The sequence below is a fragment of the Nocardioides korecus genome (genome assembly GCF_054778395.1).
Genome location: NZ_BAAGZO010000003.1, coordinates 297,891 through 323,127, shown reverse-complemented (window position 1 = coordinate 323,127; position 25,237 = coordinate 297,891). Strand labels below are relative to the sequence as shown.

General features: G+C 72.5%; 30 protein-coding genes and 1 tRNA gene. 8 read left to right on the top strand and 23 right to left on the bottom strand.

Annotation, left to right across the window (positions count from 1 at the left end):
- Position 1: 1 nt before the first annotated feature.
- Positions 2 to 358: a PDGLE domain-containing protein gene (locus ACYVDA_RS07750; RefSeq protein ID WP_460816829.1), complete on the bottom strand. Its 357-nt coding sequence runs from the start codon at positions 356 to 358 to the stop codon at positions 2 to 4.
- The gene (locus ACYVDA_RS07745) at positions 355 to 1,065 is read right to left on the bottom strand and encodes an energy-coupling factor ABC transporter permease (RefSeq protein WP_460816827.1); all 711 of its coding nucleotides are present in this window, start codon (positions 1,063 to 1,065) and stop codon (positions 355 to 357) included. The genes ACYVDA_RS07750 and ACYVDA_RS07745 overlap by 4 nt, the downstream gene beginning before the upstream one ends.
- A gap of 68 nt (positions 1,066 to 1,133) precedes the next feature.
- On the opposite strand from ACYVDA_RS07745, the gene bcp reads away from it, so the two are divergent.
- Positions 1,134 to 1,649 (top strand): thioredoxin-dependent thiol peroxidase, encoded by a 516-nt coding sequence (gene bcp, locus ACYVDA_RS07740; RefSeq protein WP_460816825.1) that lies wholly within the window; start codon positions 1,134 to 1,136, stop codon positions 1,647 to 1,649.
- A gap of 22 nt (positions 1,650 to 1,671) precedes the next feature.
- A tRNA-Leu gene (locus ACYVDA_RS07735) sits at positions 1,672 to 1,745 on the top strand.
- Between the two features lie 124 nt (positions 1,746 to 1,869).
- Here ACYVDA_RS07735 and ACYVDA_RS07730 read toward each other — a convergent pair.
- The 13 genes from ACYVDA_RS07730 to clpS form a co-directional block, all read right to left on the bottom strand.
- Positions 1,870 to 2,487 (bottom strand): non-canonical purine NTP pyrophosphatase, encoded by a 618-nt coding sequence (locus ACYVDA_RS07730; protein WP_460816822.1) that lies wholly within the window; start codon positions 2,485 to 2,487, stop codon positions 1,870 to 1,872.
- Positions 2,484 to 3,230 (bottom strand): ribonuclease PH, encoded by a 747-nt coding sequence (gene rph, locus ACYVDA_RS07725; protein WP_460816820.1) that lies wholly within the window; start codon positions 3,228 to 3,230, stop codon positions 2,484 to 2,486. Before rph ends, ACYVDA_RS07730 begins: the two co-directional genes overlap by 4 nt.
- A 72-nt stretch (positions 3,231 to 3,302) precedes the next feature.
- The gene (locus ACYVDA_RS07720; RefSeq protein WP_460816818.1) at positions 3,303 to 4,112 is read right to left on the bottom strand and encodes an ABC transporter permease; all 810 of its coding nucleotides are present in this window, start codon (positions 4,110 to 4,112) and stop codon (positions 3,303 to 3,305) included.
- The gene (locus ACYVDA_RS07715) at positions 4,109 to 5,059 is read right to left on the bottom strand and encodes an ABC transporter ATP-binding protein (RefSeq protein WP_460816815.1); all 951 of its coding nucleotides are present in this window, start codon (positions 5,057 to 5,059) and stop codon (positions 4,109 to 4,111) included. The genes ACYVDA_RS07720 and ACYVDA_RS07715 overlap by 4 nt, the downstream gene beginning before the upstream one ends.
- Before the next feature lie 28 nt (positions 5,060 to 5,087).
- On the bottom strand, positions 5,088 to 5,846 hold the full coding sequence (locus ACYVDA_RS07710) for an MBL fold metallo-hydrolase (protein ID WP_460816813.1): 759 nt from the start codon (positions 5,844 to 5,846) through the stop codon (positions 5,088 to 5,090).
- 28 nt (positions 5,847 to 5,874) lie between these two features.
- Positions 5,875 to 6,687, bottom strand: a complete 813-nt coding sequence (murI, locus tag ACYVDA_RS07705) for a glutamate racemase (protein ID WP_460816811.1) — start codon at positions 6,685 to 6,687, stop codon at positions 5,875 to 5,877.
- A 53-nt stretch (positions 6,688 to 6,740) separates the two neighbouring features.
- Positions 6,741 to 7,160 (bottom strand): hypothetical protein, encoded by a 420-nt coding sequence (locus ACYVDA_RS07700; protein WP_460816809.1) that lies wholly within the window; start codon positions 7,158 to 7,160, stop codon positions 6,741 to 6,743.
- Positions 7,153 to 7,536 (bottom strand): hypothetical protein, encoded by a 384-nt coding sequence (locus ACYVDA_RS07695; protein WP_460816806.1) that lies wholly within the window; start codon positions 7,534 to 7,536, stop codon positions 7,153 to 7,155. The genes ACYVDA_RS07700 and ACYVDA_RS07695 overlap by 8 nt, the downstream gene beginning before the upstream one ends.
- Complete coding sequence (locus tag ACYVDA_RS07690; RefSeq protein ID WP_460816804.1) at positions 7,533 to 8,480, bottom strand: PLP-dependent cysteine synthase family protein; 948 nt, start codon at positions 8,478 to 8,480, stop codon at positions 7,533 to 7,535. Before ACYVDA_RS07690 ends, ACYVDA_RS07695 begins: the two co-directional genes overlap by 4 nt.
- 23 nt (positions 8,481 to 8,503) lie before the next feature.
- Positions 8,504 to 8,794, bottom strand: coding sequence for a MoaD/ThiS family protein (locus ACYVDA_RS07685; protein WP_460817139.1), 291 nt, complete (start codon positions 8,792 to 8,794; stop codon positions 8,504 to 8,506).
- A gap of 8 nt (positions 8,795 to 8,802) precedes the next feature.
- Positions 8,803 to 9,249, bottom strand: a complete 447-nt coding sequence (locus tag ACYVDA_RS07680; protein ID WP_460816801.1) for a M67 family metallopeptidase — start codon at positions 9,247 to 9,249, stop codon at positions 8,803 to 8,805.
- Positions 9,250 to 9,292: 43 nt separating this feature from the next.
- Positions 9,293 to 9,871 carry a DUF2017 domain-containing protein gene (locus tag ACYVDA_RS07675; RefSeq protein ID WP_460816798.1) on the bottom strand — a complete coding sequence of 193 codons (579 nt, stop codon included), beginning with the start codon at positions 9,869 to 9,871 and terminating at the stop codon, positions 9,293 to 9,295.
- Positions 9,868 to 10,173, bottom strand: a complete 306-nt coding sequence (gene clpS, locus ACYVDA_RS07670; RefSeq protein ID WP_460816794.1) for an ATP-dependent Clp protease adapter ClpS — start codon at positions 10,171 to 10,173, stop codon at positions 9,868 to 9,870. Before clpS ends, ACYVDA_RS07675 begins: the two co-directional genes overlap by 4 nt.
- Before the next feature lie 75 nt (positions 10,174 to 10,248).
- On the opposite strand from clpS, the gene ACYVDA_RS07665 reads away from it, so the two are divergent.
- Entirely contained in the window at positions 10,249 to 11,571 is a 1,323-nt protein-coding gene (locus ACYVDA_RS07665; protein WP_460816791.1) for a nicotinate phosphoribosyltransferase, read from the top strand.
- A 40-nt stretch (positions 11,572 to 11,611) separates the two neighbouring features.
- Positions 11,612 to 12,277, top strand: a complete 666-nt coding sequence (locus tag ACYVDA_RS07660) for an isochorismatase family protein (protein WP_460816788.1) — start codon at positions 11,612 to 11,614, stop codon at positions 12,275 to 12,277.
- Positions 12,278 to 12,698: 421 nt separating this feature from the next.
- On the opposite strand, the gene ACYVDA_RS07655 is transcribed toward ACYVDA_RS07660, so the two are convergent.
- A complete protein-coding gene (locus ACYVDA_RS07655) occupies positions 12,699 to 13,508 on the bottom strand; it encodes an enoyl-CoA hydratase-related protein (RefSeq protein WP_460816786.1) in 810 nt (269 codons plus the stop codon).
- Positions 13,509 to 13,632: 124 nt separating this feature from the next.
- Here ACYVDA_RS07655 and ACYVDA_RS07650 point away from each other — a divergent pair, with 124 nt between their 5' ends.
- Positions 13,633 to 14,331 (top strand): metallophosphoesterase family protein, encoded by a 699-nt coding sequence (locus ACYVDA_RS07650; protein ID WP_460816784.1) that lies wholly within the window; start codon positions 13,633 to 13,635, stop codon positions 14,329 to 14,331.
- Complete coding sequence (locus ACYVDA_RS07645) at positions 14,325 to 15,185, top strand: ParB/RepB/Spo0J family partition protein (protein ID WP_460816782.1); 861 nt, start codon at positions 14,325 to 14,327, stop codon at positions 15,183 to 15,185. Before ACYVDA_RS07650 ends, ACYVDA_RS07645 begins: the two co-directional genes overlap by 7 nt.
- A gap of 133 nt (positions 15,186 to 15,318) precedes the next feature.
- Here ACYVDA_RS07645 and ACYVDA_RS07640 read toward each other — a convergent pair whose 3' ends face one another.
- From ACYVDA_RS07640 to ACYVDA_RS07610, 7 genes are all read right to left on the bottom strand, one after another.
- Positions 15,319 to 16,506 carry an ABC transporter ATP-binding protein gene (locus ACYVDA_RS07640; protein ID WP_460816779.1) on the bottom strand — a complete coding sequence of 396 codons (1,188 nt, stop codon included), beginning with the start codon at positions 16,504 to 16,506 and terminating at the stop codon, positions 15,319 to 15,321.
- Between the two features lie 30 nt (positions 16,507 to 16,536).
- Positions 16,537 to 17,376: a carbohydrate ABC transporter permease gene (locus ACYVDA_RS07635; protein ID WP_460816778.1), complete on the bottom strand. Its 840-nt coding sequence runs from the start codon at positions 17,374 to 17,376 to the stop codon at positions 16,537 to 16,539.
- Complete coding sequence (locus ACYVDA_RS07630; protein WP_460816775.1) at positions 17,373 to 18,293, bottom strand: carbohydrate ABC transporter permease; 921 nt, start codon at positions 18,291 to 18,293, stop codon at positions 17,373 to 17,375. Before ACYVDA_RS07630 ends, ACYVDA_RS07635 begins: the two co-directional genes overlap by 4 nt.
- Positions 18,290 to 19,567 (bottom strand): ABC transporter substrate-binding protein, encoded by a 1,278-nt coding sequence (locus ACYVDA_RS07625; RefSeq protein ID WP_460816773.1) that lies wholly within the window; start codon positions 19,565 to 19,567, stop codon positions 18,290 to 18,292. Before ACYVDA_RS07625 ends, ACYVDA_RS07630 begins: the two co-directional genes overlap by 4 nt.
- A gap of 106 nt (positions 19,568 to 19,673) precedes the next feature.
- Positions 19,674 to 21,350: a glycoside hydrolase family 13 protein gene (locus ACYVDA_RS07620; protein WP_460816771.1), complete on the bottom strand. Its 1,677-nt coding sequence runs from the start codon at positions 21,348 to 21,350 to the stop codon at positions 19,674 to 19,676.
- A complete protein-coding gene (locus tag ACYVDA_RS07615) occupies positions 21,347 to 21,886 on the bottom strand; it encodes a DUF1697 domain-containing protein (protein ID WP_460816768.1) in 540 nt (179 codons plus the stop codon). Before ACYVDA_RS07615 ends, ACYVDA_RS07620 begins: the two co-directional genes overlap by 4 nt.
- Before the next feature lie 4 nt (positions 21,887 to 21,890).
- Complete coding sequence (locus ACYVDA_RS07610; protein WP_460816765.1) at positions 21,891 to 23,096, bottom strand: homogentisate 1,2-dioxygenase domain-containing protein; 1,206 nt, start codon at positions 23,094 to 23,096, stop codon at positions 21,891 to 21,893.
- A gap of 37 nt (positions 23,097 to 23,133) precedes the next feature.
- On the opposite strand from ACYVDA_RS07610, the gene ACYVDA_RS07605 reads away from it, so the two are divergent.
- Together ACYVDA_RS07605 and fahA are read left to right on the top strand one after the other, a co-directional pair.
- Positions 23,134 to 24,024, top strand: coding sequence for a hypothetical protein (locus tag ACYVDA_RS07605; protein ID WP_460816761.1), 891 nt, complete (start codon positions 23,134 to 23,136; stop codon positions 24,022 to 24,024).
- Positions 24,021 to 25,226, top strand: coding sequence for a fumarylacetoacetase (gene fahA / locus ACYVDA_RS07600; protein ID WP_460816757.1), 1,206 nt, complete (start codon positions 24,021 to 24,023; stop codon positions 25,224 to 25,226). Before ACYVDA_RS07605 ends, fahA begins: the two co-directional genes overlap by 4 nt.
- The last annotated feature ends 11 nt before the right edge of the window (positions 25,227 to 25,237 follow it).

The following is a 25,237-nucleotide window of genomic DNA, read 5'->3' as shown; positions in this document are numbered from 1 at the left end:
CTCAGCGCCCGGTGCGGGACGGACCCGCGGTCTCGGCGTCGTCCTCGTCGTCGCTCCCGCGACGCAGGACCCAGAACAGCGAGCCGCCGATGGTCAGCACCAGCAGGCAGCCGGCCACCCCGGCCAGGCCGCGGCTGAGCCGCTGGTCGCTCACGCCCTTGGTCTCGTAGTGACCGAAGGGGCCCCCGGCCGTCGGCGAGGTCTTCTCCCGGTCTATGAAGCCCGCCTTCGCGGCGACGAAGTTCAGGCCGTCGGGGTGACGGCTGGCGTAGAAGCTGCCGAACCCGGCCAGCAGGAGGGCCAGGAGCAGGCCCACCGCCACGAAGCGGCCGCTGCGCCGGGGCGTCGGGTCGCTCACGGGCGACCACCGGTCGACGCGACCGCGACCGGGTCGCGCACCTCGAGCACCCGGGCCAGGAGCGCGGGCCGGGCTCCGTGCACGAGGTCGGGTCGCACCGCGATCACCGACCCCACGACCAGGCCGGTGATCAGGGCCTCGCCCACGCCGATCACCAGGTGCCACGACACCATCGCGACCAGCACCTTGACCGGCGAGACCGGTGCGGTGCCGCCGATGGCGAAGAGCAGCGAGAACGCGGCGGCGGCCACGGGCACGCTCACGAAGGCCGCGACCGCGGCGGCCGGCGCCACCATGCTCAGACGCCTCGGCAGCAGGCGGCGCACGCCGAGGAAGACCAGCCAGCCCACCCCGACCCCGACCAGGCCCATCAGGGTCACGTTGGTGCCGAGCGCGGTGATCCCGCCGTCGGCCATGAAGAGGGCCTGCACCAGGAGCACCGTGGAGAGGCAGAGCACGGCCGTCCAGGGCCCCACCAGCACGGCTGCCAGGGCCCCGCCGAGCAGGTGCCCGCTGGTGCCGGCGGCGACCGGGAAGTTCATCATCTGGCCGGCGAAGACGAAGGTCGCGACGAGGCCCGCGAGTGGCGCGGTACGGTCGTCGAGCTCGCGACGGGCCCCCCGCAGGGCCAGGGCCACGCCTCCGACCGCGATCACCCCGGTCGCCACCGAGGTCGGGGCGTCCAGGAATCCGTCGGGAACGTGCATGCGCGTCACACTACGTTGTTGCAAGTAGTTCGCAACAACCCTCCGAACGGACAGGAGACCACCTCCCCATGAGCAGCCCCGACCACGCCGACGAGACCGCACCGGCCGCGCCCCACCGCCTCTCCCCCGGCGACGAGGCCCCCGACTTCACGCTGGCCACCGACACCGGCGAGGAGGTCTCGCTGTCCGCGCTGCGCGGACGCAAGGTGATCGTCTACTTCTACCCGGCCGCGATGACCCCGGGCTGCACCAAGCAGGCCTGCGACTTCACCGACTCCCTGGACTCCCTCAAGGCCTCGGGCTACGAGGTCGTCGGCATCTCCCCCGACAAGCCCGCCAAGCTCGCGAAGTTCCGCGAGCGTGACGGCCTGACCATCACCCTGGCCTCCGACGAGGACCGCTCGGTGATGATGGCGTACGGCGCGTTCGGCGAGAAGAAGCTCTACGGCAAGGTCGTGCAGGGCGTCATCCGCTCCACCGTCGTGGTCGACGCCGACGGCCGCGTCGAGGTCGCGCAGTACAACGTCAAGGCCACCGGACACGTCGCCAAGCTCCGCAAGGACCTCGGCCTCGCCACCTCCTGAGGCCACCTAGAGTGTGGGGCGCGCGCCCGTAGCCCAACAGGTAGAGGCCTCAGGTTTAGGTCCTGACCAGTGCGAGTTCGAATCTCGTCGGGCGTACGACGACACCCGGTGCTCCCGGTGCTGGGTCCGCCGAGTGCCACGCCAGGGTCGTGGACGGACGGTCCGGACGACCCTGGTGCGGCACTCGGTGACCCGCGGCCACCTCGGGGCCGAGCCCGGCTCAGCCGAGCAGGCGGGCGACCTCGGGGGCGATGGCGCGCAGGGCGCGGCCGCGGTGGGAGATCGCGTCCTTGGCCTCGGGGGCGAGCTCGGCCGCGGTCAGCCCGGCCTCGGCGCCGGGGCCCTCGTCGGGGACGAAGAGCACGTCGTAGCCGAAGCCACCGCTCCCCCGGGTCTCCCGGACCACCCGGCCCGGCATCGCGCCGGGGACGACGACCTCCTCGCCTCCCGGCACGCACAGGGCGACCGCGCAGCGGAACTGGGCCGCGCGGCGCTCGTCGGGCACGTCGGCGAGCTGCTGGAGCAGCAGCCGGTTGTTGGCGTCGTCGTCCTTGGCCGTGCCCGACCAGCGGGCCGAGAGCACCCCGGGCATGCCGTTGAGGGCGTCGACGCACAGGCCGCTGTCGTCGGCCAGCGACGGCAGCCCGGTGTGGGCCAGGCCGGCGCGGGCCTTGAGCAGGGCGTTGCCCTCGAAGGTGGGCTGGTCCTCCACCGGCTCGTCGTACGCCGTGACGTCGTCGAGCCCCACCACCTCCAGGTCCGGGACGTGCTCGCCGAGGATGCGTCGCAGCTCGGCCAGCTTCTTGGCGTTGCGCGAGGCCAGGAAGACCCGGCTCACGAGCCGGCCAGCGCCTGGGTCTGCAGCCGGGTCAGGTCGGCGCAGCCACCCTGGGCCAGGTCGAGCAGCGCGTCGAGCTCGGCGCGGTCGAAGGCCGCCCCCTCGGCGGTGCCCTGGACCTCGACGAAGGACCCGGCGCCGGTCATCACGACGTTCATGTCGGTCTCGGCGCGGACGTCCTCCTCGTAGGGCAGGTCCAGGCGCGGCACGCCGTCGATGATGCCGACCGAGACCGCCGCCACCGAGCCGGTCAGCGGCTCGCCGGTGACCGCGCCGGAGGCGCGCAGGTGCGCGACGGCGTCGGCCAGGGCGACGTAGGCCCCGGTGATCGCGGCGGTGCGGGTGCCGCCGTCAGCCTGGAGGACGTCGCAGTCGAGCACGATGGTGTTCTCGCCGAGGGCCTGGTAGTCGATCACCGCACGCAGCGAGCGGCCCACCAGCCGCGAGATCTCGTGGGTGCGCCCACCGATCCTGCCCTTGACCGACTCGCGGTCCGAGCGGGTGTTGGTGGCCGAGGGGAGCATCGCGTACTCCGCGGTCACCCAGCCCAGGCCCGAGCCCTTGCGCCAGCGCGGCACGCCCTCCGAGGCCGAGGCGGCGCACAGCACGCGGGTGCGGCCGAACTCGACCAGCACCGAGCCGGCCGGGTGGTCCTGCCAGTGGCGGGTGATCGTGATCGGGCGCAGCTCGTCGTCGGCGCGGCCGTCGGCCCGGGTCGGGGCGGTGGAGGGGGTGCTCGTCATGGGGCCGACCCTAGACGCCCGGGCCGACGGCTCCCGACCCGTCCCCCGGGGTCGTCGGGGCGGGCGAGGTGCCTACTTCACCTCGGCGCGCAGGACGCGCCACAGACCCAGTGCGAGGGGGACGCCGAGCCACAGCAGCCCGGACACCACGAGGTGGGCCCACCCCTCGCCGCTCATCGACCCGTCGAAGAGGGGCCGTTGCGCGTCGGCGAAGTCGATCCACGGCCGCAGGTCGGAGAACCAGCCCAGGAAGTTGGCCCCGAGCGCGAACAGGATCGGCAGCACGAAGCTGTAGGCGAAGTAGACGACGATCGCGGCCGCGGTGTTGAGCAGCAGCGCGGCCAGGGCGAAGCCGGTCAGCATCGCGAACAGCTGGGTGAGCAGGAACCCCCAGATCGACACCTTGTCCAGCGACCACGTCGACCCGGCCGAGGTCAGGGAGTAGAGCGCCGTGGCCAGGACGGCCGCCACCATCGCGACCAGCGCGACGCCCAGCGCCAGGAGCAGGCCGGCCACCAGCTTGGCCAGGATCACCCGGGACCGGTGCGGCTCGAGGGTGAAGGTGACCATCGCGGTGCGCTGCCCCCACTCGCCCGTGACCAGCATGATCCCGAGCACGGGCAGCAGGAAGGAGGAGGTGTACGCCGTGGTTCCGATGAAGGAGCCGAGCGACAGCGCGACGTCGTGCGTGGCGGCGACCAGGAACACCACGACCATCGCCACGGTGGTCAGGATCGCGGTGACCAGCAGCAGCCAGAACCCGGCGCGGGTGTCGTAGCTCTTGCGCAGCTCGACCCGGGTCAGCGTGGCGAACGAGATCGGCCGGTGACGGCCGAGGTCGATCGTGCCGGGAACGGCGGGTGCGGTGGCGGTCGAGCTCATCGGGGACCTCCGGGGGTCGTCGGGGCGGGGGGCCGCGGCGCGGACGACGGGGCACCCGCCGGCTCGCGGGCGTCGGCGGCGGTGAGCTGGAGGAACATCTCCTCCAGGCCGGCGCCCTCGGCCGGGCGCAGCTCGACCAGCACCACGCCGGCCCGGGCCGCGGCGCGCCCGACCTCGACGGGGTCGGTCTCGGCGCGCACTCCCCCGTCGCCCGACGCGGTGTGGGCGATGCCGGCCGAGGCCAGGGCCGCGGCCAGCGCGCCGGCGTCCTCGGCCTGGGCGTAGGTGCCCCGGGTCTGCAGCAGCTCGGCCTTGGTGCCCTGGGCCACGATCCGGCCGCGGCCGATCAGGACCATGTCGTCGGCGATCATCTCGACCTCGTGCAGCAGGTGCGAGGACAGCAGCACGGTGCCGCCGCGCCCGGCGAAGGTGCGCAGCAGCCCGCGCATCCAGTGGATGCCCGCGGGGTCCAGGCCGTTGACCGGCTCGTCGAGGATCAGGATCGAGGGGTCGCCCATCAGGGCGTGGGCGATCCCCAGGCGCTGGCGCATGCCGAGGGAGTAGTCCCGCACCCGGCGCTTGGCCTCGGTGCCGTCCAGTCCCACGAGGTGGAGCATCTCCTCGACGCGGTCGGCGCCCAAGCCCATGGTCTGGGCGCCCACCCGGAGCACCTCGCGCCCGGTCCGACCGCCGTGCTGGGCGGAGGCGTCGAGCAGCACACCGACGTGGCGGCCGGGGTTGGGCAGGTCGGCGAACCGGTGCCCCCCGACCAGCGCGGTGCCGGAGTCCGCCGGGGTCAGGCCCACGACGATCCGCATGCTGGTCGACTTGCCGGCGCCGTTGGGGCCCAGGTAGCCGGTGATCCGCCCGGGGCGCGCGGAGAAGGAGACCTGGTCGACGGCGGTGAACGAGCCGTAGCGCTTGGTGACGTTGTCGAGTGTGATCATCGCGACCCATCATGCCCGCCACGAGCGGCTACACGTCGTACGTCGTCCCCACCCGGGCGAGTTCCACGGGGCCGTCGTAGGCCTGCACGGCCTCGGACAGCACCCGCTCGGCGTCGTGCCACGGCGGCACGTGGGTCAGCACGAGGCGCCGGGAGCGTGCGCGCGCGGCGGTCGCGCCGGCCTCGAGCCCGGTCAGGTGCAGGTCGGGCGGGTTGGGCGCCCCCTCCAGGAAGGACGCCTCGCACAGGAACAGGTCGGCCTCGCGGGCGGAGTCGTCCAGGCCGTGGCAGACCCCGGTGTCGCCGGAGTAGGCCAGCACGCGACCGTCGGCCTCGATCCGCAGGGCGTACGCCGTGACCGGGTGCACCACGCGCCGGGCGGTGACGGTGAACGGCCCGAACCGCACGGCCGTCTGGTCGTAGGACACGAAGTCGAACTCCTCGGTCATGCCGGGGTCCTCCTCCAGGTCGTAGGCCCGCGCCATCCGCGCCGCCGTGTCCGAGGGTCCCCACACCGGGATCCGGGGCATCGCGCCGTCGGGGTGGAACTTGCGCATCACGTAGTAGCCGCACAGGTCCAGGCAGTGGTCGGCGTGGAGGTGGGAGAGGAAGACACCGTCGACGGTGGCGGCGTCGACGTGCTGCTGGAGCGTGCCCAGTGCGCCGCTGCCGAGGTCGAGCAGGATCCGCCAGGTGCGGCCGTCGTGGTCGGCCTCCAGCAGGTAGCAGCTGGCCGAGGACGCGGGGCCGGGGTAGGAGCCCGAGCAGCCGATGACCGTGAGCCTCACCGCGCGCACCTGCCGGGCCGAGCCCGCCTCACGCCGACATCACCCACGCGCCGCCGGTGAACTGGGTGGCCCGCTGGAGCTCCGGGCCCAGGAAGCGGCGCCCCGTGGTCGCGAACTCCTCGGGCTGGCCGGTGGTCAGGAAGCGGTGCTCGGGGTCGCCGTCGGTCTCCTCGAGCCCGTGGCGCACCAGCGTGCGGTAGACGTCCTTGGCGCACTCCTCGGCGCTGCTGACCAGGGTCACCTCGTCGCCGACGACCATCGAGATGACGCCGGTGAGCAGCGGGTAGTGGGTGCAGCCGAGGATCAGGGTGTCGACGCCGGCGGCCACCAGGGGGTCGAGGTACTCATGCGCCGCGGCCAGCAGCTCCGGTCCACCGGTGACGCCGCGCTCGACGAACTCCACGAAGCGGGGGCAGGCGCGGGTGGACAGGGTGACCTGAGGAGCCGCGGCGAAGGCGTCGTCGTAGGCCATCGACTCGGCCGTGGCGCGCGTGCAGATCACGCCGATGCGGTCGTTGCGAGTGGCCGAGACGGCCCGGCGGGTGGCCGGCAGGATGACCTCGACCACCGGGACGTCGTAACGCTCGCGGGCGTCGCGCAGCATGGCGGCGCTGGCGGAGTTGCACGCGATCACCAGCATCTTGACGCCCTGCTCCACCAGGTGGTCCAGGCACTCCAGGGCGTACTCGCGGACCTCGCCGATCGGCTTGGGGCCGTAGGGCTGCCGCGCGGTGTCGCCGAGGTAGACCAGCGCCTCGTGCGGCAGCTGGTCCATCACGGCCCGGGCGACGGTCAGTCCTCCGAAGCCCGAGTCGAAGATCCCGATCGGCGCGTGGCTCACAAGCGCAGAGCGTAGTGCGCCCGGTGGCGCCGTGGGTCGATTGGCGACCCAGGTCACCCGCGCGGCGACACGCGGTCGCGCCTGCTCAGCAGCCACCACAGCCCGGCGATCGGCAGCACCAGCGGCACGAAGCCGTAGCCCGCACCGAAGTTCGACCACACGGTCTGGTCGGGGTAGTCCTGGGGCAGCAGCAGGCTGGTGACCCCCACCGCGAGGACGCCGACCAGCTCGGTGCCGACCGTCACCAGCGCGAGGCGCCGACGGCCGGTGGCCAGGGCGTACGTCGCGACGCAGTAGACGACCGCCGCCAGCGCGCTCAGCAGGTAGGGCACCGGGGCCTTGGAGAACTCCGTGCTCAGCTGGAGGACCGAGCGACCGGTCGCGGCGAAGGCGAAGATGCCGTACACGAAGACGAGCACCCGGCCCGGCCCACGTCCGGTCGAGGCGCGGGAGGCCGCGTCGCGCTCAGCCACGGGCCCCGCCCGCCTGGGCCCAGATGTCGTGCAGGCGCAGGAACATGAAGGGCACCACCAGCACCGCCACGAGCAGGACGGCGGTGCCGCCGCGGGTGCGCTCGCCCGAGGACCACACGACGCCGGCGGGGACGAGCAGGACGGCCCCGAGCAGGTAGCCGACGTACTCCCAGGTCGCCAGGCCGGCCGGCGCGTCGGTGAACGCGCGGACGGCGCCGAGGACCAGGTGGAGCACCAGCAGGGCCTCGACGCCGGCGAGCACGTTGAGCAGCCCGCGGCCCGGGACCCGGTCCCGCACGAGCAGCACGACGAGCCACACGACCGCGGCCGCGCAGCCGACGCCGACCAGCGCCTGGACGACCTCGAAGGCGCTCACGCCCAGAGCTGCCCTTCGAGCCGGTCCTCCGCCTCGTCGACGGTGCCCTCGTAGGCGCCGGTCGAGAGGTACTTCCAACCGCCGTCGCAGACGATGAACACGATGTCGGCGCGCTCGCCGGCCTTGACCGCCTTGGCGGCCTGGCCCAGGGCGGCGTGCAGGATCGCGCCGGTCGAGATGCCCGCGAAGATGCCCTCGGCGGCGAGCAGCTCGCGCACCCGGCGGACCGCGTCACGGGGTCCCACCGAGAAGCGGGTGTCGATCAGGGAGGCGTCGTACAGCTCGGGGACGAAGCCCTCGTCGAGGTTGCGCAGCCCGTAGACCAGCTCGCCGTAGCGCGGCTCGGCCGCGACGATGCGCACGTCGGGCTTGTGCGCCCGGAAGAAGCGGCTGACGCCCATCAGGGTGCCGGTGGTGCCGAGCCCGCCGATGAAGTGGGTGACCTCGGGCAGGTCGGCCAGGATCTCGGGGCCGGTGCCCTCCTCGTGGGAGAGCGCGTTGGCCTCGTTGCCGTATTGGTAGAGCATCACCCAGTCGGGGTGCTCCTCGGCGATCCCCTTGGCCTTGCGGACGGCCTCGTTGGAGCCGCCGGCGGCCGGGGACGAGACGATCTCGGCGCCCCACATCCGCAGCAGCTGGCGGCGCTCCTCCGAGGTGTTCTCCGGCATCACGCAGACCAGGTGGTAGCCCTTGAGCTTGGCCGCCATCGCCAGGGAGATGCCGGTGTTGCCCGAGGTCGGCTCCAGGATCGTGCACCCGGGTCGCAGGGTGCCGTCCTTCTCCGCCTGCTCGATCATCCGCAGGGCGGGGCGGTCCTTGATCGAGCCCGTGGGGTTGCGGTCCTCCAGCTTGGCCCACAGCCGCACGTCCGGGGACGGCGACAGCGTCGGCAGGCCCACCAGAGGGGTGTGCCCGACCGAGTCGAGGAGGTTGTCGTACCGCACGGGCGCCGTTCTCGCAGCCGGGATCAGACCGCGCCGCCGGCGACGGCCGGCAGCACGACGACCTGGTCGCCGTCGGAGAGCTCGGTGCCGAGGCCGCCGGTGAAGCGGACGTCCTCGTCGTTGACGTAGAGGTTGACGAAGCGACGCAGGTCGTCCTGGCCGTCCTTCTGCTCCACCAGGCGGTCCTTGAGGCCGGGGTGGTTGGCCTCCAGGTCCTCGATCAGCGCCGCCAGCGTGGCGCCGGAGGCCTGCACGGCCTTCTCGCCGCCGGTGTAGGTGCGCAGGATGGTGGGGATACGGACCTCGATGGCCATGGTGTGGGTCACTCGCTCTCGGTGGTGGTGGCGTCGCCGGGGGTGACGTGGACGTCTTCCTCGGTCACCTCGCCGTCGATGATTCTGTAGGACCTGAACTCCACAGGGCCTTCACTATTCCCGTGCTCGCGTGTGCTCACGAGCACGTAGTGGGCGTTCGGCTCGCTGGCCAGGCCGATGTCGGTGCGGCTGGGGTAGGCCTCGGTGGCCGTGTGGGAGTGGTAGACCACGACCGGCTCCTCGTCCGCGGCCCACATCTGCTTGTAGAGCGCGAGCAGCTCGGAGGAGTCGAACTCGTAGAAGGTCGGGCTCCCGGCCGCGTTGACCATCTCGACCACGCGCTCGGCCCGGTCGCTGCCCTCGGGACCGGCCACGATGCCGCAGGCCTCGTCGGGGTGGTCGCGCTTGGCGTGCGCCACGATGGCGTCGCGGATCTCGGCGGTGAGCGTCAGCACGTCCGCCAGCCTAGGTGAGCCCGGCGCACGTTCCGGCGCGAGGTCAGTGCACGGACCGGACGAGCGTCTCCTGCAGGTAGCCCAGCCAGTCGTAGATGTCGTGGACCTGGGCGCGCGGGTCGTCGTCGGGCAGCTCGGCCCAGACCTCCTCGTCGCCGTCCTCGACCCCGAGGCGGGTGGCGATGGCGAGCCGCATGTCGGTGAAGGAGCGCATCCAGGTCAGGGCGGCGGCCTCGTCGAGCTCCACGTCGATGAACAGCCCGTCCTCGGGCTCGACCGGGAGGCCGGCCTCCTCGAGGTCGTCGACGACCTGGCTGGCGGCGACGGCCTTGCCCTCGCGCAGGCCCCCCTCGGTGAAGCGGCGGAAGTCGCCGGCCGCCTCCTCGTCGTCGGGGTACGCCGTGGGGAACAGCCGCCGCAGCACCGGGTCGTCGGGCTCGGTGGTCGGTCCGGTGAAGTCGAACATCGCCTCGAGCGGGTCGTCGCTGGTCGTGGGCGTGGCCGACTCGTTGCGCAGCAGCTCGATCAGCTGGGAGGCCAGCGACCGCAGCAGGTCCGCCTCGTACGCCGTGAAGGTGGCCAGGCTGCGACCGCTCCGGCGGTGGCGCCGGAACCCGCTCACGCCTGGTCCGCGCGCTGCATGGTCGCCCACAGGCCGTACTCGTGCATGGCCTGGACGTCGCGCTCCATATCCTCGCGGGTGCCGGTGGAGACCACCGACCGCCCGTCCTCGTGCACCTCCATCATCAGCTTCTCGGCCTTGGACCTGCTGTAGCCGAAGTGCTTCTGGAACACGAAGGACACGTAGGACATCAGGTTGACCGGGTCGTTCCAGACCAGGGTCACCCACGGCGTCTGCAGCTGCTGGAGGTCTTCGACCTCGGGCTCGTCGAGCTCGACCGGTGACGTGGACACGGCGTCCATTGTGCACGTCACCGGCGGCCGGGTCGCCTCCACGGGGTGAGCCCGGGGAGGCGCGCACGTGTCTAGGGTGAGCCCGTGCGCACCCCGACGGCGGCCTCGACGGCCCTGCTGACCGACCACTACGAGCTGACCATGCTGCAGGCCGCGATCGCCTCGGGCGCGGCCCACCGGCGCTCGTTCTTCGAGCTGTTCCCCCGCCGGCTCCCCGAGGGCCGCCGCTACGGCGTCGTCGCCGGGGTCGGCCGGGCGCTGGACGCCATCGAGGCGTTCCGGTTCGGTCCCGAGGAGATCGACTTCCTGCGCTCGGAGCAGGTCGTGGACGAGGCCACGCTGGAGTTCCTGGCCGGCTTCCGGTTCCACGGCAACGTGTGGGGCTACGCCGAGGGCGAGACCTACTTCCCCTACTCCCCCCTCCTCGTGGTCGAGTCGTCCTTCGCCGAGGCGGTGCTGCTGGAGACGGTGCTGCTCTCCATCTACAACCACGACTCGGCGATCGCGTCGGCCGCGTCCCGGATGACCTGGGCGGCCGGGGACCGGCCCTGCATCGAGATGGGATCGCGGCGCACCCACGAGGCGGCGGCCGTGGCCAGCGCCCGCGCGGCGTACGTCGCCGGGTTCACCGCGACCTCCAACCTGCGCGCCCGCCAGCAGTACTCCGTCCCGTCGACCGGCACCAGCGCCCACTCCTTCACGCTCCTGCACGACACCGAGACCGACGCGTTCCGCGCCCAGGTCGACTCGCTCGGCCGCTCGACGACGCTGCTGGTCGACACCTACGACATCGCCGAGGCGGTGCGCCTGGGGGTCGAGGTGGCGGGGACCGAGCTGGGGGCGGTGAGGATCGACTCCGGCGACCTCGGTGTGCTGGCCCACCAGGTCCGCGAGCAGCTCGACGGGCTCGGGGCGCGCGAGACCCGGATCATCGTCACCTCCGACCTCGACGAGTTCGCGATCGCCGGGCTGTCGTCGGCGCCGGTCGACGGCTACGGCGTCGGCACCGAGCTGGTCGTGGGCAGCGGGCACCCGACCTGCGGCTTCGTCTACAAGCTGGTCGCCCGCGAGGACGACGCCGGCACGCTGGTCGGGGTGGCCAAGCGGAGCAAGGACAAGAACTCGATCGGCGGTCGCAAGTACGCCCTGCGCCGGCGTACGGCGAACGGGACGGCGTCCACCGAGGTCGTCGGCATCGGCGAGCCCCCGACCGACGACGGCGACGACCGGGCCCTCATGGTGCCCCTCGTCGAGCGTGGCGAGGTCGTCGGGCGCGAGCCCCTCGAGGCCGCCCGCGAGCGCCACCTCCGCTCCCGCGGCGAGCTGCCGCTGCGGGCCCGCCAGCTGTCCAAGGGCGAGCCGGCGATCGAGACGGTCCACGAGGACCACCAGCACGGCGGTTCGTGAACCAGTCGCCTGAACCAAGGTCCTCGGTAGCCTCGGCCCCATGAGCGCCCCGGACTCCCCCGCCTCGCCTGACTCGCCGTCGGCCCACCAGGTCGCCCGTCGGGCGCTGGTCGTCGTCGACGTGCAGAACGACTTCTGCGAGGGCGGCTCGCTGGCCGTCGCCGGCGGTGCCCGGGTGGCGGCCGACGTCACCGCGCTCCTGCGGCGCCGTGCGGCCGGCCCCTCCGTCGACGGTCCGGGCGACGACGCACCGGGTGACGCCGCCCCCGGTCGGTGGGACCTGGTCGTGGCGACCCGCGACCACCACGTCGACCCTGGCGCGCACTGGTCGAGCACGCCGGACTTCCGCGACAGCTGGCCCGTGCACTGCGAGGTCGGCACCCCGGGCGAGCAGTTCCACCCCGACCTCGACGCGAGCCACCTCGACGCGGTCTTCCTCAAGGGCGAGCACCAGGCGGCGTACTCCGGCTTCGAGGGCAGGTGCGAGGACGGCTCCTCGCTCGCCGACTGGCTGCGCGAGCGCGGCGTCACCGAGGTGGACGTCTGCGGGATCGCCACCGACCACTGCGTCCGCGCCACCGTCCTGGACGCCGTCGCCGCCGGCTTCGCCACCCACCTCCTCACCGACCTCGCCGTCGGCGTCGCCCCCGAGACCACCGAGGCGGCCCTGGCCGAGATGCGCTCCGCCGGCGCCACCCTCACCTGACCCCAGCACCCCCACCCACAGGCGCCAGAACCCCAGGCCCCCAGGCCCCCAGGCCCCAGACCCGGACCCCCAGACCCACCAGGGGTATGCCGAGGAGGCCCATCTGTACGGCGAGGGGGCCCATCTGGTCGCCGAGGAGGCTCGTGTGGTGGCCGAGGAGGCTCATGTGGTGGCCGAGGGGGCTCGTGTGGTGGCCGAGGGGGCTCGTCTGGCCCCCTCCTCGCCCGCCAGGTGAGCCCCCTCACCCGCCAGGTGAGCCCCCTCACCCGCCAGATGAGCCCCCTCACCCGCCAGATGAGCCCCCTCACCCGCCAGATGAGCCCCCTCACCCGCCAGATGAGCCCCCTCACCCGCCAGATGGGCCCCCTCGCCCGCCAGGTGAGCCTCCTCGCGCGGCAGGTGGGCCTCCTCGGCGGGGTGCTCAGGCGCCGTGGAAGTCGGGGGCGCGCTTCTCGCTGAAGGCGCGCATGCCCTCGGCGGCGTCGGCGGTGCGCAGCAGCAGCGACTGACCGGCGCGCTCGCGCTCGAAGGCCTGCTCGAGACCGGTCAGGGTGGCCGCGTTGACGGCGCGCTTGGTGGCGGCGAAGGCCAGGGGCGGGCCGGCGGCCAGGGAGCGCACCAGCGCCTCCAGGCCGGAGGCGAAGTCGGCGTCCTCGTGCAGGTGGGTGACCAGCCCGGCGGCGTGGGCCTCCCCCGCGCCGAGCCGCTCGGAGGTCAGCGCCATCGACATCGCCCGCGCCCGACCCACCGAGGCCGCGACCAGGGCCGTCGCCCCGCCGTCGGGCATCAGCCCGATCCGCGTGAAGGCCAGCGAGAACGAGGCTGACGCGGTGGCCACGACCAGGTCGCAGGCCAGCGCGACCGAGACCCCCACCCCGGCCGCCACCCCGTTGAGGCCGCAGACGACCGGCTTGTCCAGCTCGATGATCGCCCGCACCAGCAGGTTGGCGCCGTCGACCGAGCCCCCGTCGTACTTCTCGTGCGCGGCCTCCCCGCCAAGGTCGGCCCCGGCGCAGAACGCGCGGCCGGTGCCGGTCAGGACGACCACCCGCACGTCGTCGCGGGTCACCGCGTCCCGCAGCGCCGCGGTCGTGCCGGCCACCATCGCCCCCGTGAGCGCGTTGTACGCCGACGGCCGGGTCAGCGTGATCCACAGCGCCCCGGCCTCGTACCGCACCTCGAGCCCCTCGACCCCGTCCTGCACCCCGTCCGCCCGCCGTTCCTCGGTCACCGCCTCATCCAAGGTCGAGCGCCCGACCCTGTCAACGAGCGGTGAACAGCGCCCTCCAGAGCGGATCGGCTCCCGACGGGTCGACAGCGGTGCGCGCCCCGGCACGCGCGGCTAGGCTCCGCAGATGGTCAAGGTCCTGGTCATCGCCGACGAGGTCGCGACCAACCTCCACGTCCACACGCTGCGGTCCCTCGCCCCCGACCTGGTGCTGTCGGCCGGCGACCTGCCGTGGGACTACCTGGAGTACGTCGCCTCGACCACGAACGTCCCGATGGTCTTCGTCCCGGGCAACCACGACCCCGAGATCGTCAGCGCCAAGGTGGGACGCAACGGCGTCTACACCAGCGACGGGATGCCGTGCGACGCCCCGCGTCCCCGCGGAGCCGTGAACGCCGACCAGCAGGTCGTCGACGCGGCCGGTCTGCGGATCGCCGGTCTGGGCGGGTGCGTGCGCTACCGGCCCGGACCCCACCAGCACACCCAGCGCCAGTTCGAGCGGCGCGCCAAGCGGCTGCTGCGCCGGGCCCGCAAGGGACCTCCGGTCGACGTCCTCCTCACCCACGCCCCGCCGTTCGGGCTCGGCGACGGCGAGGACCGTCCCCACGTGGGGATCGAGGCGCTGCACCCGGTCCTGGAGCGGCTGGAGCCGACGTGGCACCTGCACGGCCACATCCACCCCTACGGCCAGGACATGCCGGACCGGACCGTGGGTCGCACCACGCTGCGCAACGTGATCCCGTGGCAGGTGCTGGACATCACCCCGGTCGGGGCCCTGGAAGGGCGTGAGCCCAGCCCGGCACGACGGACAATGGGGACATGGTGAGAGACACCGGGTCCCCCCGCGCCGACGCCGAGAACGACTTCCTCCGCGTCCGGCGCCACCAGGTGCTGTCCTCCCTCGCGGGCTGGATGCGCCACGACTCGCACACCACTAACGAGACCCTGTCGTTCAGCGAGGTCGTCGACGCCCTGGGTCGTCGCGGCGAGCGCTCCCTGGGCGTCCGGGTGATCCCGCTGGACGCGATCGTGGGGTCGGTCGACAAGGCCCGCGACTTCGACCGCCGGTTCCGCCCCACCTCCAACCGCAGCCGCCAGCGCTGGGAGTCGATGGCGCTCAAGAGCCGCACCGGTGGCTACCTGCCCCCGATCGACGTCTACAAGCTGGGCAACCTGTACTTCGTGCGCGACGGCCACCACCGCGTCTCGGTGGCCCGCGCCCTGGGCTCGACCAGCATCGAGGCCCTGGTCACCGAGATCGACACCGTGGTCGACACCGAGGGCATCGGCGGGCGCCGCGACCTGGACGCCAAGAACTGGGGCCTGCGGTTCCTCAAGCGGGTCCCGCTGACCGGCGAGCGCCGCGCTGCGATCAACTGCACCGACCCGGCCGGCTACCACCAGCTCGCGGAGATGATCGAGGCCTGGGCCTGCCGGCTGATGCACCACGAGGCGGCGTACTTCGACAAGCCGACGATGGCGCGACGCTGGTACGACGAGGAGTACGTCCCCGTGCTGGAGATGATCGACGCGGCCGGCGTGCGGGGCTCCGAGGAGACCGGCGCCGACGCCTACCTGCGGGTGGCCGGCGAGCGCTACCGGCTGATCCGCGAGCACGAGTGGAACCGCGACGTGATGCAGAAGATCGCCGAGCAGGGACGCCCGGGCCGCAAGCGCTGACGCGCCCCCGCCGCGCCCGGGCTCGACAGTGGCCCGAGGGGCCCGGGTCGATCCCTCCCCGGAACCACCCGCGCCCCTCGGGCCTGGTCTCGACGCCGGGCCGGGCGACCCTGCTCGACCGACGTGCGACCGCTCAGGCCGGGGCGTGCGCCCCGCGGTCGGAGATGGTCAGGTTGGCGCCGGTCTCGGCGTCGAAGACCTGCATCTTGTCGGTGTCGATCCACAGCCGCGCCTCGTGACCGGCCTGGACGTTGGCCGCGGCGTCGAGGCGGGCGTTGACCTGGGTGCCCTCGCCGCGCATGTCCTGACCCGCGTCGCGAGCCAGCTCGTCGAGGTCGCCGGAGGCGGCGGCCCCACCGCGGACGGTGAAGTAGGCGTAGACGTCCGAGCCCATCGACTCGACCAGGTCGACCGGCACGGTGACCAGGGCCCCGGGAGCGTCGCCGACGAGCGAGGCGTCCTCGAAGTGCTCGGGCCGCAGGCCGATGATGACCTCGCGGTTCGAGCTGCTCTCGACGGCACGACGCACGCGGTCGGGCATCGGGATCTTGCCCAGACCGGAGTCGAGGGTGTCGCCCTCGACGGTGGCGGGCAGGAAGTTCATCGACGGGCTGCCGATGAAGCCGGCCACGAAGAGGTTCTTCGGGCTCTGGTAGAGCTCGGTCGGCGAGCCGACCTGCTGCACGATGCCGCCCTTCATCACCACGACGCGGTCGCCGAGCGTCATCGCCTCGGTCTGGTCGTGGGTGACGTAGAGGGTGGTGGTGCCCAGCGTCTTCTGGATCCGTGCCACCTGCGTGCGCATCTGCACGCGCAGCTTGGCGTCGAGGTTCGACAGCGGCTCGTCCATCAGGAAGGCCTTGGGGCTGCGGACGATCGCGCGACCCATCGCCACCCGCTGGCGCTGGCCACCGGAGAGGTTGGCCGGCTTGCGGTCGAGGTGCTGGGTCAGCTCCAGCATCGCGGCGGCCTCGTCGATCTTGGACTTGATCGTGCCCTTGTCGACACCGGCGAGCACCAGCGGGAACGCCATGTTCTCCCCCACCGTCATGTGCGGGTAGAGGGCGTAGGACTGGAACACCATCGCGATGTCACGGTCCTTGGGTGCCTTCTCGTTGACGACCTGGCCGTCGATCTTGAGCTCACCCTGGGTGATGTCCTCCAGACCGGCGACCATGTTGAGGGTGGTCGACTTCCCGCAGCCCGAGGGCCCGACGAGGATGATGAACTCCCCGTCGGCGATGTGCAGGTTGAAGTCATCGACGGCGAGTGCTCCGTCGGGGTAGCGCTTGACGACGTGGTCCAGGACGATTTCAGCCACGATGTGCTCCTTCTCTAGTGGTCGCGGGCCTCAGCCCTTGACCGCACCCGACGTGAGGCCAGCGACGATGCGACGCTGGAAGAACAGGACGAAGATGACGATGGGGATGGTGATGATGACGGCGGCGGCCGCGATCGCCGCGGTGGGCTTCTCGAAGGTCGTCGCACCGGTGAAGTAGGACATCGCCGCGGGGACCGTGCGGGCCCGGTTGGTCGAGGTCAGCGAGATCGCGAACAGGAAGTCGTTCCAGCAGGCGATGAACACCAGGATCGCGGTGGTGAAGACCCCCGGCATGGCCAGCGGCGCGATCACCCGGCGGAAGGCCTGGAACGGCGTGGCGCCGTCCATCTTCGCGGCCTTCTCCAGCTCCCACGGGATCTCCCGGAAGAACGCCGAGAGGGTGTAGATGCCCAGCGGGAGCGCGAAGGTGATGTAGGGCAGGATCAGCCCGGGCCAGGTGTCGAAGAGCCCCAGCCCGGTCTCGATCTTGAACAGCGGCGTCACCAGCGCGATCTGCGGGAACATCGAGATCAGCAGCGACATCCCGACCATGATCTTCTTGCCGGGGAACTCCAGCCGCGCGATGGCGTACGCCGCCATGGTGCCGACCACCAGCGCGATCGCGGTGCTGATCAGGCAGATGCCGATCGAGTTGATCAGCGCCCGGATGAAGTCGTCGTTGGCGAAGATCGTGCTGTACGCCGTGAAGTCGGGGTTGGCGGGCAGGAACTTGCCGTCGTTGAGGGTGTCGCCACCCTTGAGCGACAGCGAGATGATCCAGACGACCGGGATGAAGGCGTAGAGCAGGACCAGGACGTCGGCCGCGGCCCAGCCGGCCCTGCGACGCGGTGTGATCGTTGCCGTGCTCATCGCTTCTCCCCTGCACCCGGTGCTGCGGCTCCGAAGAGCTTGACGAAGACGAAGGCGATGATCGCGATCGTCAGGAAGATCAGCACGGCCATGGTGGAGCCGATGCCGAGGTTGAGCCCGCGGATCAGGTTGTTGTAGCCGACCATCGACACCGACGCGGTGCCGTTGGACCCGCTGGTCAGCACGAAGATGTTGTCGAAGATCCGGAAGGCGTCGAGCGTGCGGAACAGCAGCGCGACCAGGATCGAGGGCTTGATCAGCGGGATCGTGATGCGCACGAAGCGCTGCCACCCGTTGGCGCCGTCCATCGAGGCCGCCTTGAGGAGGTCCTCGGGCACCAGTGCGAGGCCGGCCATCAGCAGGAGCGCCATGAACGGCACCGTCTTCCAGACCTCGGCCAGGATGATGATGAAGATCGAGGGCCACTTCTCGGTCAGCGGGGCGGACCCGCCGGCCAGCCAGCCCAGGTCCTGGGTGAAGGCGAAGCGCCAGGAGAACGCCGCCACCACGGTGACGATGGCGTAGGGCACCAGCGCCGAGGTGCGGACCAGGCCGCGACCGACGATGGTGCGGTGCATGACGACGGCGAGGACCATGCCGAGCACCAGCTCGAGCACCGTGCTCACGACCGTGATCAGCATCGTGATGCCGAACGCCTGCCACCAGATCGAGCTGCTCAGCACGGTCACGTAGTTGCCCAGGAAGACGAACTGGTTGGCGTCCGGCGTGCGCAGGTCGGCCTTGAACAGCGAGAGGTAGAAGGCGTAGATGATCGGGTAGCCGGTCACGGCGATCATGATGATCGCGGCCGGGGCGATCAGCATCAGGCCGAGACGGGCCTCGGCCCGCTTGCCCTCCGAGGCACGCTTGACGGCGATCTGCACGCCCTCGTCCTCGGGTGCCATGGTGGTGGTCACGGCAGGATCCCCTTCCCGTCGATGGCGTCCTGGATCTGGGACTTGAGCTCTTGGGCGGTCTTGTCGGGGTTGATCCCCTGCGGGGGCGACAACGTCGAGGACACGACCGTGGAGATGTTCTGGTAGAGCGGCGTCACCGGTCGCGGCCGGGCGGTCTTGAGCTCGGCCAGGATGTCCTCGGAGAAGGGGTAGACCTTCTTGAAGGACGGCTGCTCGAAGACGCTCTTGAGGGTCGGCACGTTGCCGGCCGGGCTGAGCGCGCCCTTGAGCTGGCTGGACGGGTTCCGCAGGCACATCGCCGCCTGGTAGGCCAGGTCGGGGTGCTGGGAGTACTTGCTGATGGCGTAGTTCAGGCCACCGAGGGTCGCGCGCGACTCCTCGCCGGACTTGAACTCCGGCAGCTTGCTCACCGCGAGGTCCTTGGCGATCTTCGGGTTCGCGGCCTGCATGGCCGAGAGCACGTAGGGCCAGTTCATGATGAACGCCGCCTGGCCGTTCTGCAGCTGGGCGAAGACCTCGGGCTCCTGGCTGTTGGACAGCGAGGCGCTGGCCAGGCCGCCGGTGGCCAGGTTCTGGAGGATCTTCAGCGCCTCCACCGTCTTGTCGTTGACGGTCACCTTGGTGCTGGTGGGGTTGACCAGCGTGCCGCCCAGCGAGGACAGGATCGTGTTGAAGCCGACCACGAGGCCTTCGTACTGCGCCCCGGTGATGCCGATCTGGTAGGGCTTGCCCTCGCTCTTGAGCTTCTTGGCGTCCGCGAGGACCTCGTCCCACGTGGTGGGGGCGTTCGGCACCAGCGACTTGCGACGCCACAGCAGCTGCACGTTGGTGCTGCGCGGGATCGCGTAGAGCTTGTTCTTCCACATCGCGGTGCCCGCCGGCGGACCGAGGACGTCGTTGAGCGCCTGGGTCTTCTGGTCACCGGTCAGCTCGCGGATCCAGCCGGCCTCGGCGAACTCGGCGGTCCAGGTCACGTCCATGCCGAGGATGTCCATGCCGCTGTCGTGGGCGGCGAGACGCCGCACGAACTGCTCGCGCTGGCTGTCGGCGTCGCTGGGGATCAGGTTGGGAACGATCTTGTACTTGCCCTTGGCCGCCTCGTTGCAGGGCCCGAGGACCTTGTCGAAGTCGGCGTCGGACGCGCTGCCGTAGAGGTTGATGGTCGGCACGCCACCACCACCGCCACCGCACGCGGTCAGGAGGGCGCTGACGGCGACACCCGCGCTCGCCAGCGCCACCCCCTTGCGAATTCGTCGTGAACGTCGTGCATCCATGGGCGTTGTCTCCTCCGAGCCAGGATCGACCGTACGCGTGGGTGATCCACGTCACACGGAACCTAACCGGGGGGTCTTGCGCCTGGCAAGGACGCCGAACGTCGAGTTACGGCACCGTGACCCAGACGGTGGTGTCGGTGGGGAGACCGACGTCCGTGAGCGGACCGCTCGCGACCAGGACCTCCGCACCGTCGGGGAGCGCGACCGTGGGGCCGCCGACGTTGACCACGACCCGCACCGCGGGCGCGGACGGGTCGGCCGTCCTCACGTCGAAGGCCAGGACGTGGTCCGCGGGCTGCTCACGCCAGGTGAGCGAGCCGCGCCCGAGGCGGTGCTCGCGCCGCAGCCGCAGCAGGGTGCGGTAGAGCTCGAGGGTCGATCCGTCGACCCCGGCCTGGCGGTCCACGGCGAGGTCGGCGTACGCCGCGGGCTGCGGCAGCCAGGTCTCCCCGGTCGGGCCGAAGCCGAGGCCCGGGGCGTCGCCCTCCCAGGCCATCGGGACGCGGCAGCCGTCGCGGCCGGTGCGCTCGCCGCCCGTCTTCTCGTACGTCGGGTCCTGGCGCACCTCGCCGGGCAGCTCGGTGGCCTCGGGCAGGCCGAGCTCCTCGCCCTGGTAGAGGTACGCCGAGCCCGGCAGCGCGAGCATCAGGGTCGTGGCCGCACGTGCGCGCCGCAGCCCCACCTCGGCGTCGGGCTGGGGGTCCGAGGGGCCGATGCCGTCCATCACGACCGGGCCGGGCTGGGGCTCGAAGCCCAGCCGCGAGGCGTGCCGGACGACGTCGTGGTTGGACAGCACCCAGGTCTGCGGGGACCCGTGCTCCACGACGGCCTCGAGCGACTCGGCGATCGTCGTGCGCAGCTCCTCGGCGATCCAGGGGCTGACCAGGAACGGGAAGTTGAAGGACTGGTGCAGCTCGTCGGGCCGGTTGTAGAGCGCGAGCGCCTCGAGCGGGGTCACCCAGGCCTCGGCGCACAGGATCCGGTCGGCGTCCTGGCCCTCCACCGAGTAGGAGTCGGTGACCTGGCGCCAGCGGCGGTAGACGTCGTGCACGCCCGGCTGGTCCCACATCGGCTGGTCGGAGGTGCGCCCGGCCAGCTCGTGGCGGATCGCGGTGGAGTCGGGCAGGCCCTCGGCCTTGACCAGGCCGTGGGCGACGTCGATGCGGAAGCCGTCGACGCCGCGGTCGAGCCAGAACCGGATCACCGAGACCATCTCGTCCCCGACGTCGGGGTTGGTCCAGTCGAAGTCGGGCTGGGTGACGTCGAAGAGGTGGAGGTACCACTGCCCCGGGGTGCCGTCGGCCTCGGTCACCCGGGTCCAGGCGGGACCGCCGAAGTTGCTGGTCCAGTTGTTCGGCGGCTCGGAGCCGTCGGGCCCCCGGCCCTCGCGGAACATGTAGCGGGCGCGCTCGGGGCTGCCGGGCGCGGCCGCCAGCGCGGCCTGGAACCACGGGTGCTCGCTGGAGGAGTGGTTGGGCACCAGGTCGACGATCACGCGCAGGTCGAGCTCGTGGGCGCGGGCGATCAGCGCGTCGGCGTCGGACAGCGTGCCGAAGCGCGCGTCGACGTCGCGGTAGTCGGCCACGTCGTAGCCGGCGTCGTTCTGCGGCGAGGTGTAGAACGGCGAGAGCCAGACCGCGTCGACCCCGAGCTCGGCCAGGTGGGGCAGCCGCGAGGTGATGCCGGGCAGGTCACCCAGGCCGTCGCCGTCGCCGTCGGCCCAGGACCGCGGGTAGATCTGGTAGATGACGGCGTCGCGCCACCACTGCTGCTGCTCGCTCATGCGCCCCACTTCTCGGTCAGCTTCGTGATGACGGTCAGGCTACGGGTGGTGGCGACCCCGAGCTGGCGCTCCACCTCGGCGTTTCCGGTGCGGGCCTCGTGGAACTTCACCGAGCTCAGCATCAGGTGGACCGCGCGCTCGCCGACCACCACCTCCTCGCCGTCCCTCGAGCGCGCCTCCAGCAGCGCGATGTCCTTGGCGTACGCCGGTCGGGCCAGCAGCGCGAGGTAGTGGCCGCTCAGGTCGCGCCCCTGCTCCAGCTCCAGCGCCTCCTCGTGCACCTCGACCAGCTCGGCCGGGGTCATCAGCACCACCGGCACCTCGAACCCGCGGTCCTCGCGCATGGCGGTCTCGAGCGCCGCGGTGATCCGCTCGCGCGAGCGCATCGAGGTGGCGAACCGGACGTTGCCGGTCTGGATGTGGGTCTCGACGTCCTCGAAGCCCGCCGCGGTCAGCGCGTCCCGCAGCTCGGCCATCGGGTAGGCGCGCCCGCCCACGTTGACGGCGCGCAGGAACGCGACGTACGTCGTCGTCACCGGCTCAGGCCTCGTCGCCGGGAGTGCCCGGACCGCGACCGGCCCACGACCAGGCGTACGCCGGGTCCTCGACCGCGCGGCCGGCCTCGCCCAGCTCGAGCGGGGCGAAGGTGTCGACCATGACCGCCAGCTCGTCGAACGCCTCCACCCCGATGGAGGGCTCGATCGCGCTCGGCTGCGGCCCGTGGGCGTGCCCGCCGGGGTGCAGGGAGACCGACCCGAGGCCGATCCCCGAGCCCTTGCGCGCCTCGTAGTCGCCGGCGACGTAGAGCATCACCTCGTCGGAGTCGACGTTGGAGTGGTAGTAGGGCACCGGGATCGACTGCGGGTGGTAGTCGACCTTGCGGGGCACGAACGCGCAGACCACGAAGCCCCCGCCCTCGAAGACCTGGTGGACCGGCGGTGGCTGGTGCACCTTGCCCGTGATCGGCATGAAGTCCTCGACGTTGAAGGTGTAGGGGTAGAGGCAGCCGTCCCACCCGACCACGTCGAACGGGTGCGTCGCGTGGGTCAGCCGCGTGCCGACGATCCCACGCGAGGTGCGGTGCTTGACCAGCACCTCCACGTCGACGCCGTCGGCGAGCAGCGGCCCGGCCGGGCCGTGCAGGTCGCGCTCGCAGTACGGCGCGTGCTCGAGCAGCTGCCCGTAGCGCGAGAGGTAGCGCTTCGGCGGGGCGACGTGGCTGTTGGCCTCGATCGCGTAGAGCCGGGTGACCTCGCCGTCGACGTCCGAGGGGATCCACCGGTGCGTGGTCGCCCGCGGGACCACCACGAAGTCGCCGGGCCGGTAGGCCAGCGCGCCGAAGACCGTCTCGACCGTCCCGGTGCCGTCCTCGACGAAGACGCACTCGTCGCCGACGGCGTTGCGGTAGTACGGCGACGGAGCGTCGGCCACGACGTAGGAGATCCGCACGTCGGCGTTGCCCATCACCAGCCGCCGCCCAGTCACGGGGTCTCCCCCGGCGGGCAGGTCGTGCAGCCGCAGGTGCCTCGGCTTGAGCGGGTGGTTCGGGGTGGTGGTGAGGTCGGGCAGCTCCCACACCCGGCTGTCCACGATCGCCGAGGGGACCCCGGCGTGGTAGAGCAGCGAGGAGTCGGAGGAGAAGCCCTCCTCCCCCATCAGCTCCTCGAAGCGGAGGTGTCCGCCCGCGTCGCGGAGGGCGGTGTGCCGGGTGCGCGGGACCTCGCCCAGGGATCGGTAGTAAGCCACGCCCCACCCTCTCGCCGTCTCCTCTAGCGTGTCCACCGTGAGAGTCGCCAGCACCCCGCCGGACCCGTTCCCGTCCCTGGTCGACGACGCCCGGGCCCTGCTGCCCGACGCCCCGGGCGGCCTGCACGACGTGTCGGCCGCGGCCGGGCGCCGGGCCCACCCGGCGGCCGGCGCGCTGCTCGTCCGCGACACCGACCTGCCCCTGCTCCGGGGCGTCACGGTGCCGCTGGCCGTGCTCGTGACCGGCGGGGCGGGCCAGGTCGCCGGCCCACCCGCGCTGTGCGCCCGGCTCGGCCTGCGGCTGGACCGTCTGCACGTGGTCCTGCGCGACCCCGCCGACCTGGCCGGCAACGCCCGCCGGGTGGTCGCCGCGGTCGACGACGCCCGCGGGTCGGGGTCCCTGGAGGAGGACGTGCCGGTCCACGTGGAGGTGCCCGACGGTCCCTCCGGCGGCGCCGCGGCACCGGGTCGCTCCTGGCTCGCGGCCGCCGACGAGGTCGCGGCCGCCGAGCTGGCGCTCGCGCTCCCGCTGGCCCGTCCGTGGACCGCGGCTGCCGGCGACCCCGGGACCGCGACCGTCCCGGCGGCGCAGGTGGTCGGGTGGGTCGACGCGGCCCTGGACCGGGAGACGCCGTTCTCCTTCCTGGGGGCGAGCGGCGCGGTGTCGGGGTCCGGCGGGCCGGGCGGGTGGGGCGGGTGGGGCGTGCTGAACGCGCTGGTGTCCACCCGGCTGGTCCTGGACGGTGAGCTCGAGGACGCCGTGGGCGCGTGGGCCGACGCCGATCCGGCGTCCCTGCTGGGCCGGACCACCCTCGAGGCCCTGGCCCGCGCCCGGCGCTGGTGCACGTCGGTCGCGACGTCCGAGGCCGACCGGGTGCTGACCGGGCTCACCGGGCTGGCCGGCCCCACGGGGAGCGGGGACCGGTGACGGCGCCGACCGGTGGCTCGCGGTGCTGGGTGCCCGGCGCGGCGGGGTCGGCGTACGACGTGGACAACCTGCCGTACGCCGTGTTCTCCACGCCCGGCACCCGTCCTCGCGTCGGGGTGCGGATCGGCGACCTGGTGCTCGACCTGCCCGCGGTCGGGGAGGCCCCCGCGCTCGCCCAGCCCAGCCTGGACGCCTTCCTGGCCCTCGGCCGGGAGACCTGGGAGGCCACCCGGGCCTGGGTCCAGGACCTGCTCACCGACCGGACCCACCGCCACCTGGTCGAGCCGGCGCTGGTGCCCGTGGCCGAGGTGACGACGCGGCTGCCGTTCACGGTCGCGGACTACGTCGACTTCTACTGCTCCCTCCAGCACGCCACCAACGTGGGTCGGATCTTCCGGCCCGACGCGGAGGCGCTCACGCCGAACTGGCGGCACCTGCCGATCGGCTACCACGGTCGCGCCGGGACGGTCGTGGTGTCGGGCACCGACGTGCGTCGCCCTCGCGGCCAGCGACCGAGCTCCTCGGGGCAGCCGACCTTCGGGCCCACGCGGCGGCTCGACCTCGAGGCCGAGGTGGGCTTCGTGGTGGGCACCGGGTCGGCGCACGGCGAGCCGGTGCCGACCTCCGCGCTGGCCGACCACGTCTTCGGCGTCACCCTGCTCAACGACTGGTCCGCGCGCGACGTCCAGGCCTGGGAGTACGTCCCGCTCGGACCCTTCCTGGGCAAGTCGTTCGCGACCTCGGTCAGCGCGTGGGTCACCCCGCTCCAGGCGCTCGAGGCCGCGCGCGTCCCGCTGCCCGGCCAGGACCCGGCGCCGCTGCCCTACCTCGAGGTCGAGGAGCCGGCGGGGCTGGACCTCGAGCTCGAGGTGGTCGTCAACGGCGAGGTCCTCAGCCGCCCGTCGTACGCCGACCTCTACTGGTCGCCCGCCCAGATGCTGGCCCACATGACGGTCAACGGCGCGAGCCTGCGCACCGGTGACCTGTTCGGCTCCGGCACGGTGTCCGGCGACCGGCCCGACCAGCGCGGGTCGCTGCTGGAGCTGAGCTGGGGCGGGCGCGAGCCGCTCGCGGACGGGCGCACCTTCCTCGAGGACGGCGACACCGTCACCCTGCGCGCCACCGCCCCCGGCGCCCTGGGCGGCCGGATCGCCCTCGGCGAGGTCACCGGCACCGTCCTCCCCGCCCTCCCCCAGCGCTGAGGGGGCCCGTC

What these genes read in the sequence shown, in the direction of transcription:
- rph (WP_460816820.1), bottom strand. Translation starts at nt 3,230, where the DNA reads ATGACGAGCACCCCCTCCACCGCCCCGACCCGGGCCGACGGCCGCGCC.
- bcp (WP_460816825.1), top strand. Translation starts at nt 1,134, where the DNA reads ATGAGCAGCCCCGACCACGCCGACGAGACCGCACCGGCCGCGCCCCAC.
- ACYVDA_RS07645 (WP_460816782.1), top strand. Translation starts at nt 14,325, where the DNA reads ATGGTGAGAGACACCGGGTCCCCCCGCGCCGACGCCGAGAACGACTTC.
- ACYVDA_RS07660 (WP_460816788.1), top strand. Translation starts at nt 11,612, where the DNA reads ATGAGCGCCCCGGACTCCCCCGCCTCGCCTGACTCGCCGTCGGCCCAC.
- clpS (WP_460816794.1), bottom strand. Translation starts at nt 10,173, where the DNA reads ATGGACGCCGTGTCCACGTCACCGGTCGAGCTCGACGAGCCCGAGGTC.
- ACYVDA_RS07635 (WP_460816778.1), bottom strand. Translation starts at nt 17,376, where the DNA reads ATGAGCACGGCAACGATCACACCGCGTCGCAGGGCCGGCTGGGCCGCG.
- ACYVDA_RS07745 (WP_460816827.1), bottom strand. Translation starts at nt 1,065, where the DNA reads ATGCACGTTCCCGACGGATTCCTGGACGCCCCGACCTCGGTGGCGACC.
- ACYVDA_RS07720 (WP_460816818.1), bottom strand. Translation starts at nt 4,112, where the DNA reads ATGAGCTCGACCGCCACCGCACCCGCCGTTCCCGGCACGATCGACCTC.
- ACYVDA_RS07685 (WP_460817139.1), bottom strand. Translation starts at nt 8,794, where the DNA reads ATGGCCATCGAGGTCCGTATCCCCACCATCCTGCGCACCTACACCGGC.
- ACYVDA_RS07625 (WP_460816773.1), bottom strand. Translation starts at nt 19,567, where the DNA reads ATGGATGCACGACGTTCACGACGAATTCGCAAGGGGGTGGCGCTGGCG.
- ACYVDA_RS07620 (WP_460816771.1), bottom strand. Translation starts at nt 21,350, where the DNA reads ATGAGCGAGCAGCAGCAGTGGTGGCGCGACGCCGTCATCTACCAGATC.
- ACYVDA_RS07715 (WP_460816815.1), bottom strand. Translation starts at nt 5,059, where the DNA reads ATGATCACACTCGACAACGTCACCAAGCGCTACGGCTCGTTCACCGCC.
- ACYVDA_RS07650 (WP_460816784.1), top strand. Translation starts at nt 13,633, where the DNA reads ATGGTCAAGGTCCTGGTCATCGCCGACGAGGTCGCGACCAACCTCCAC.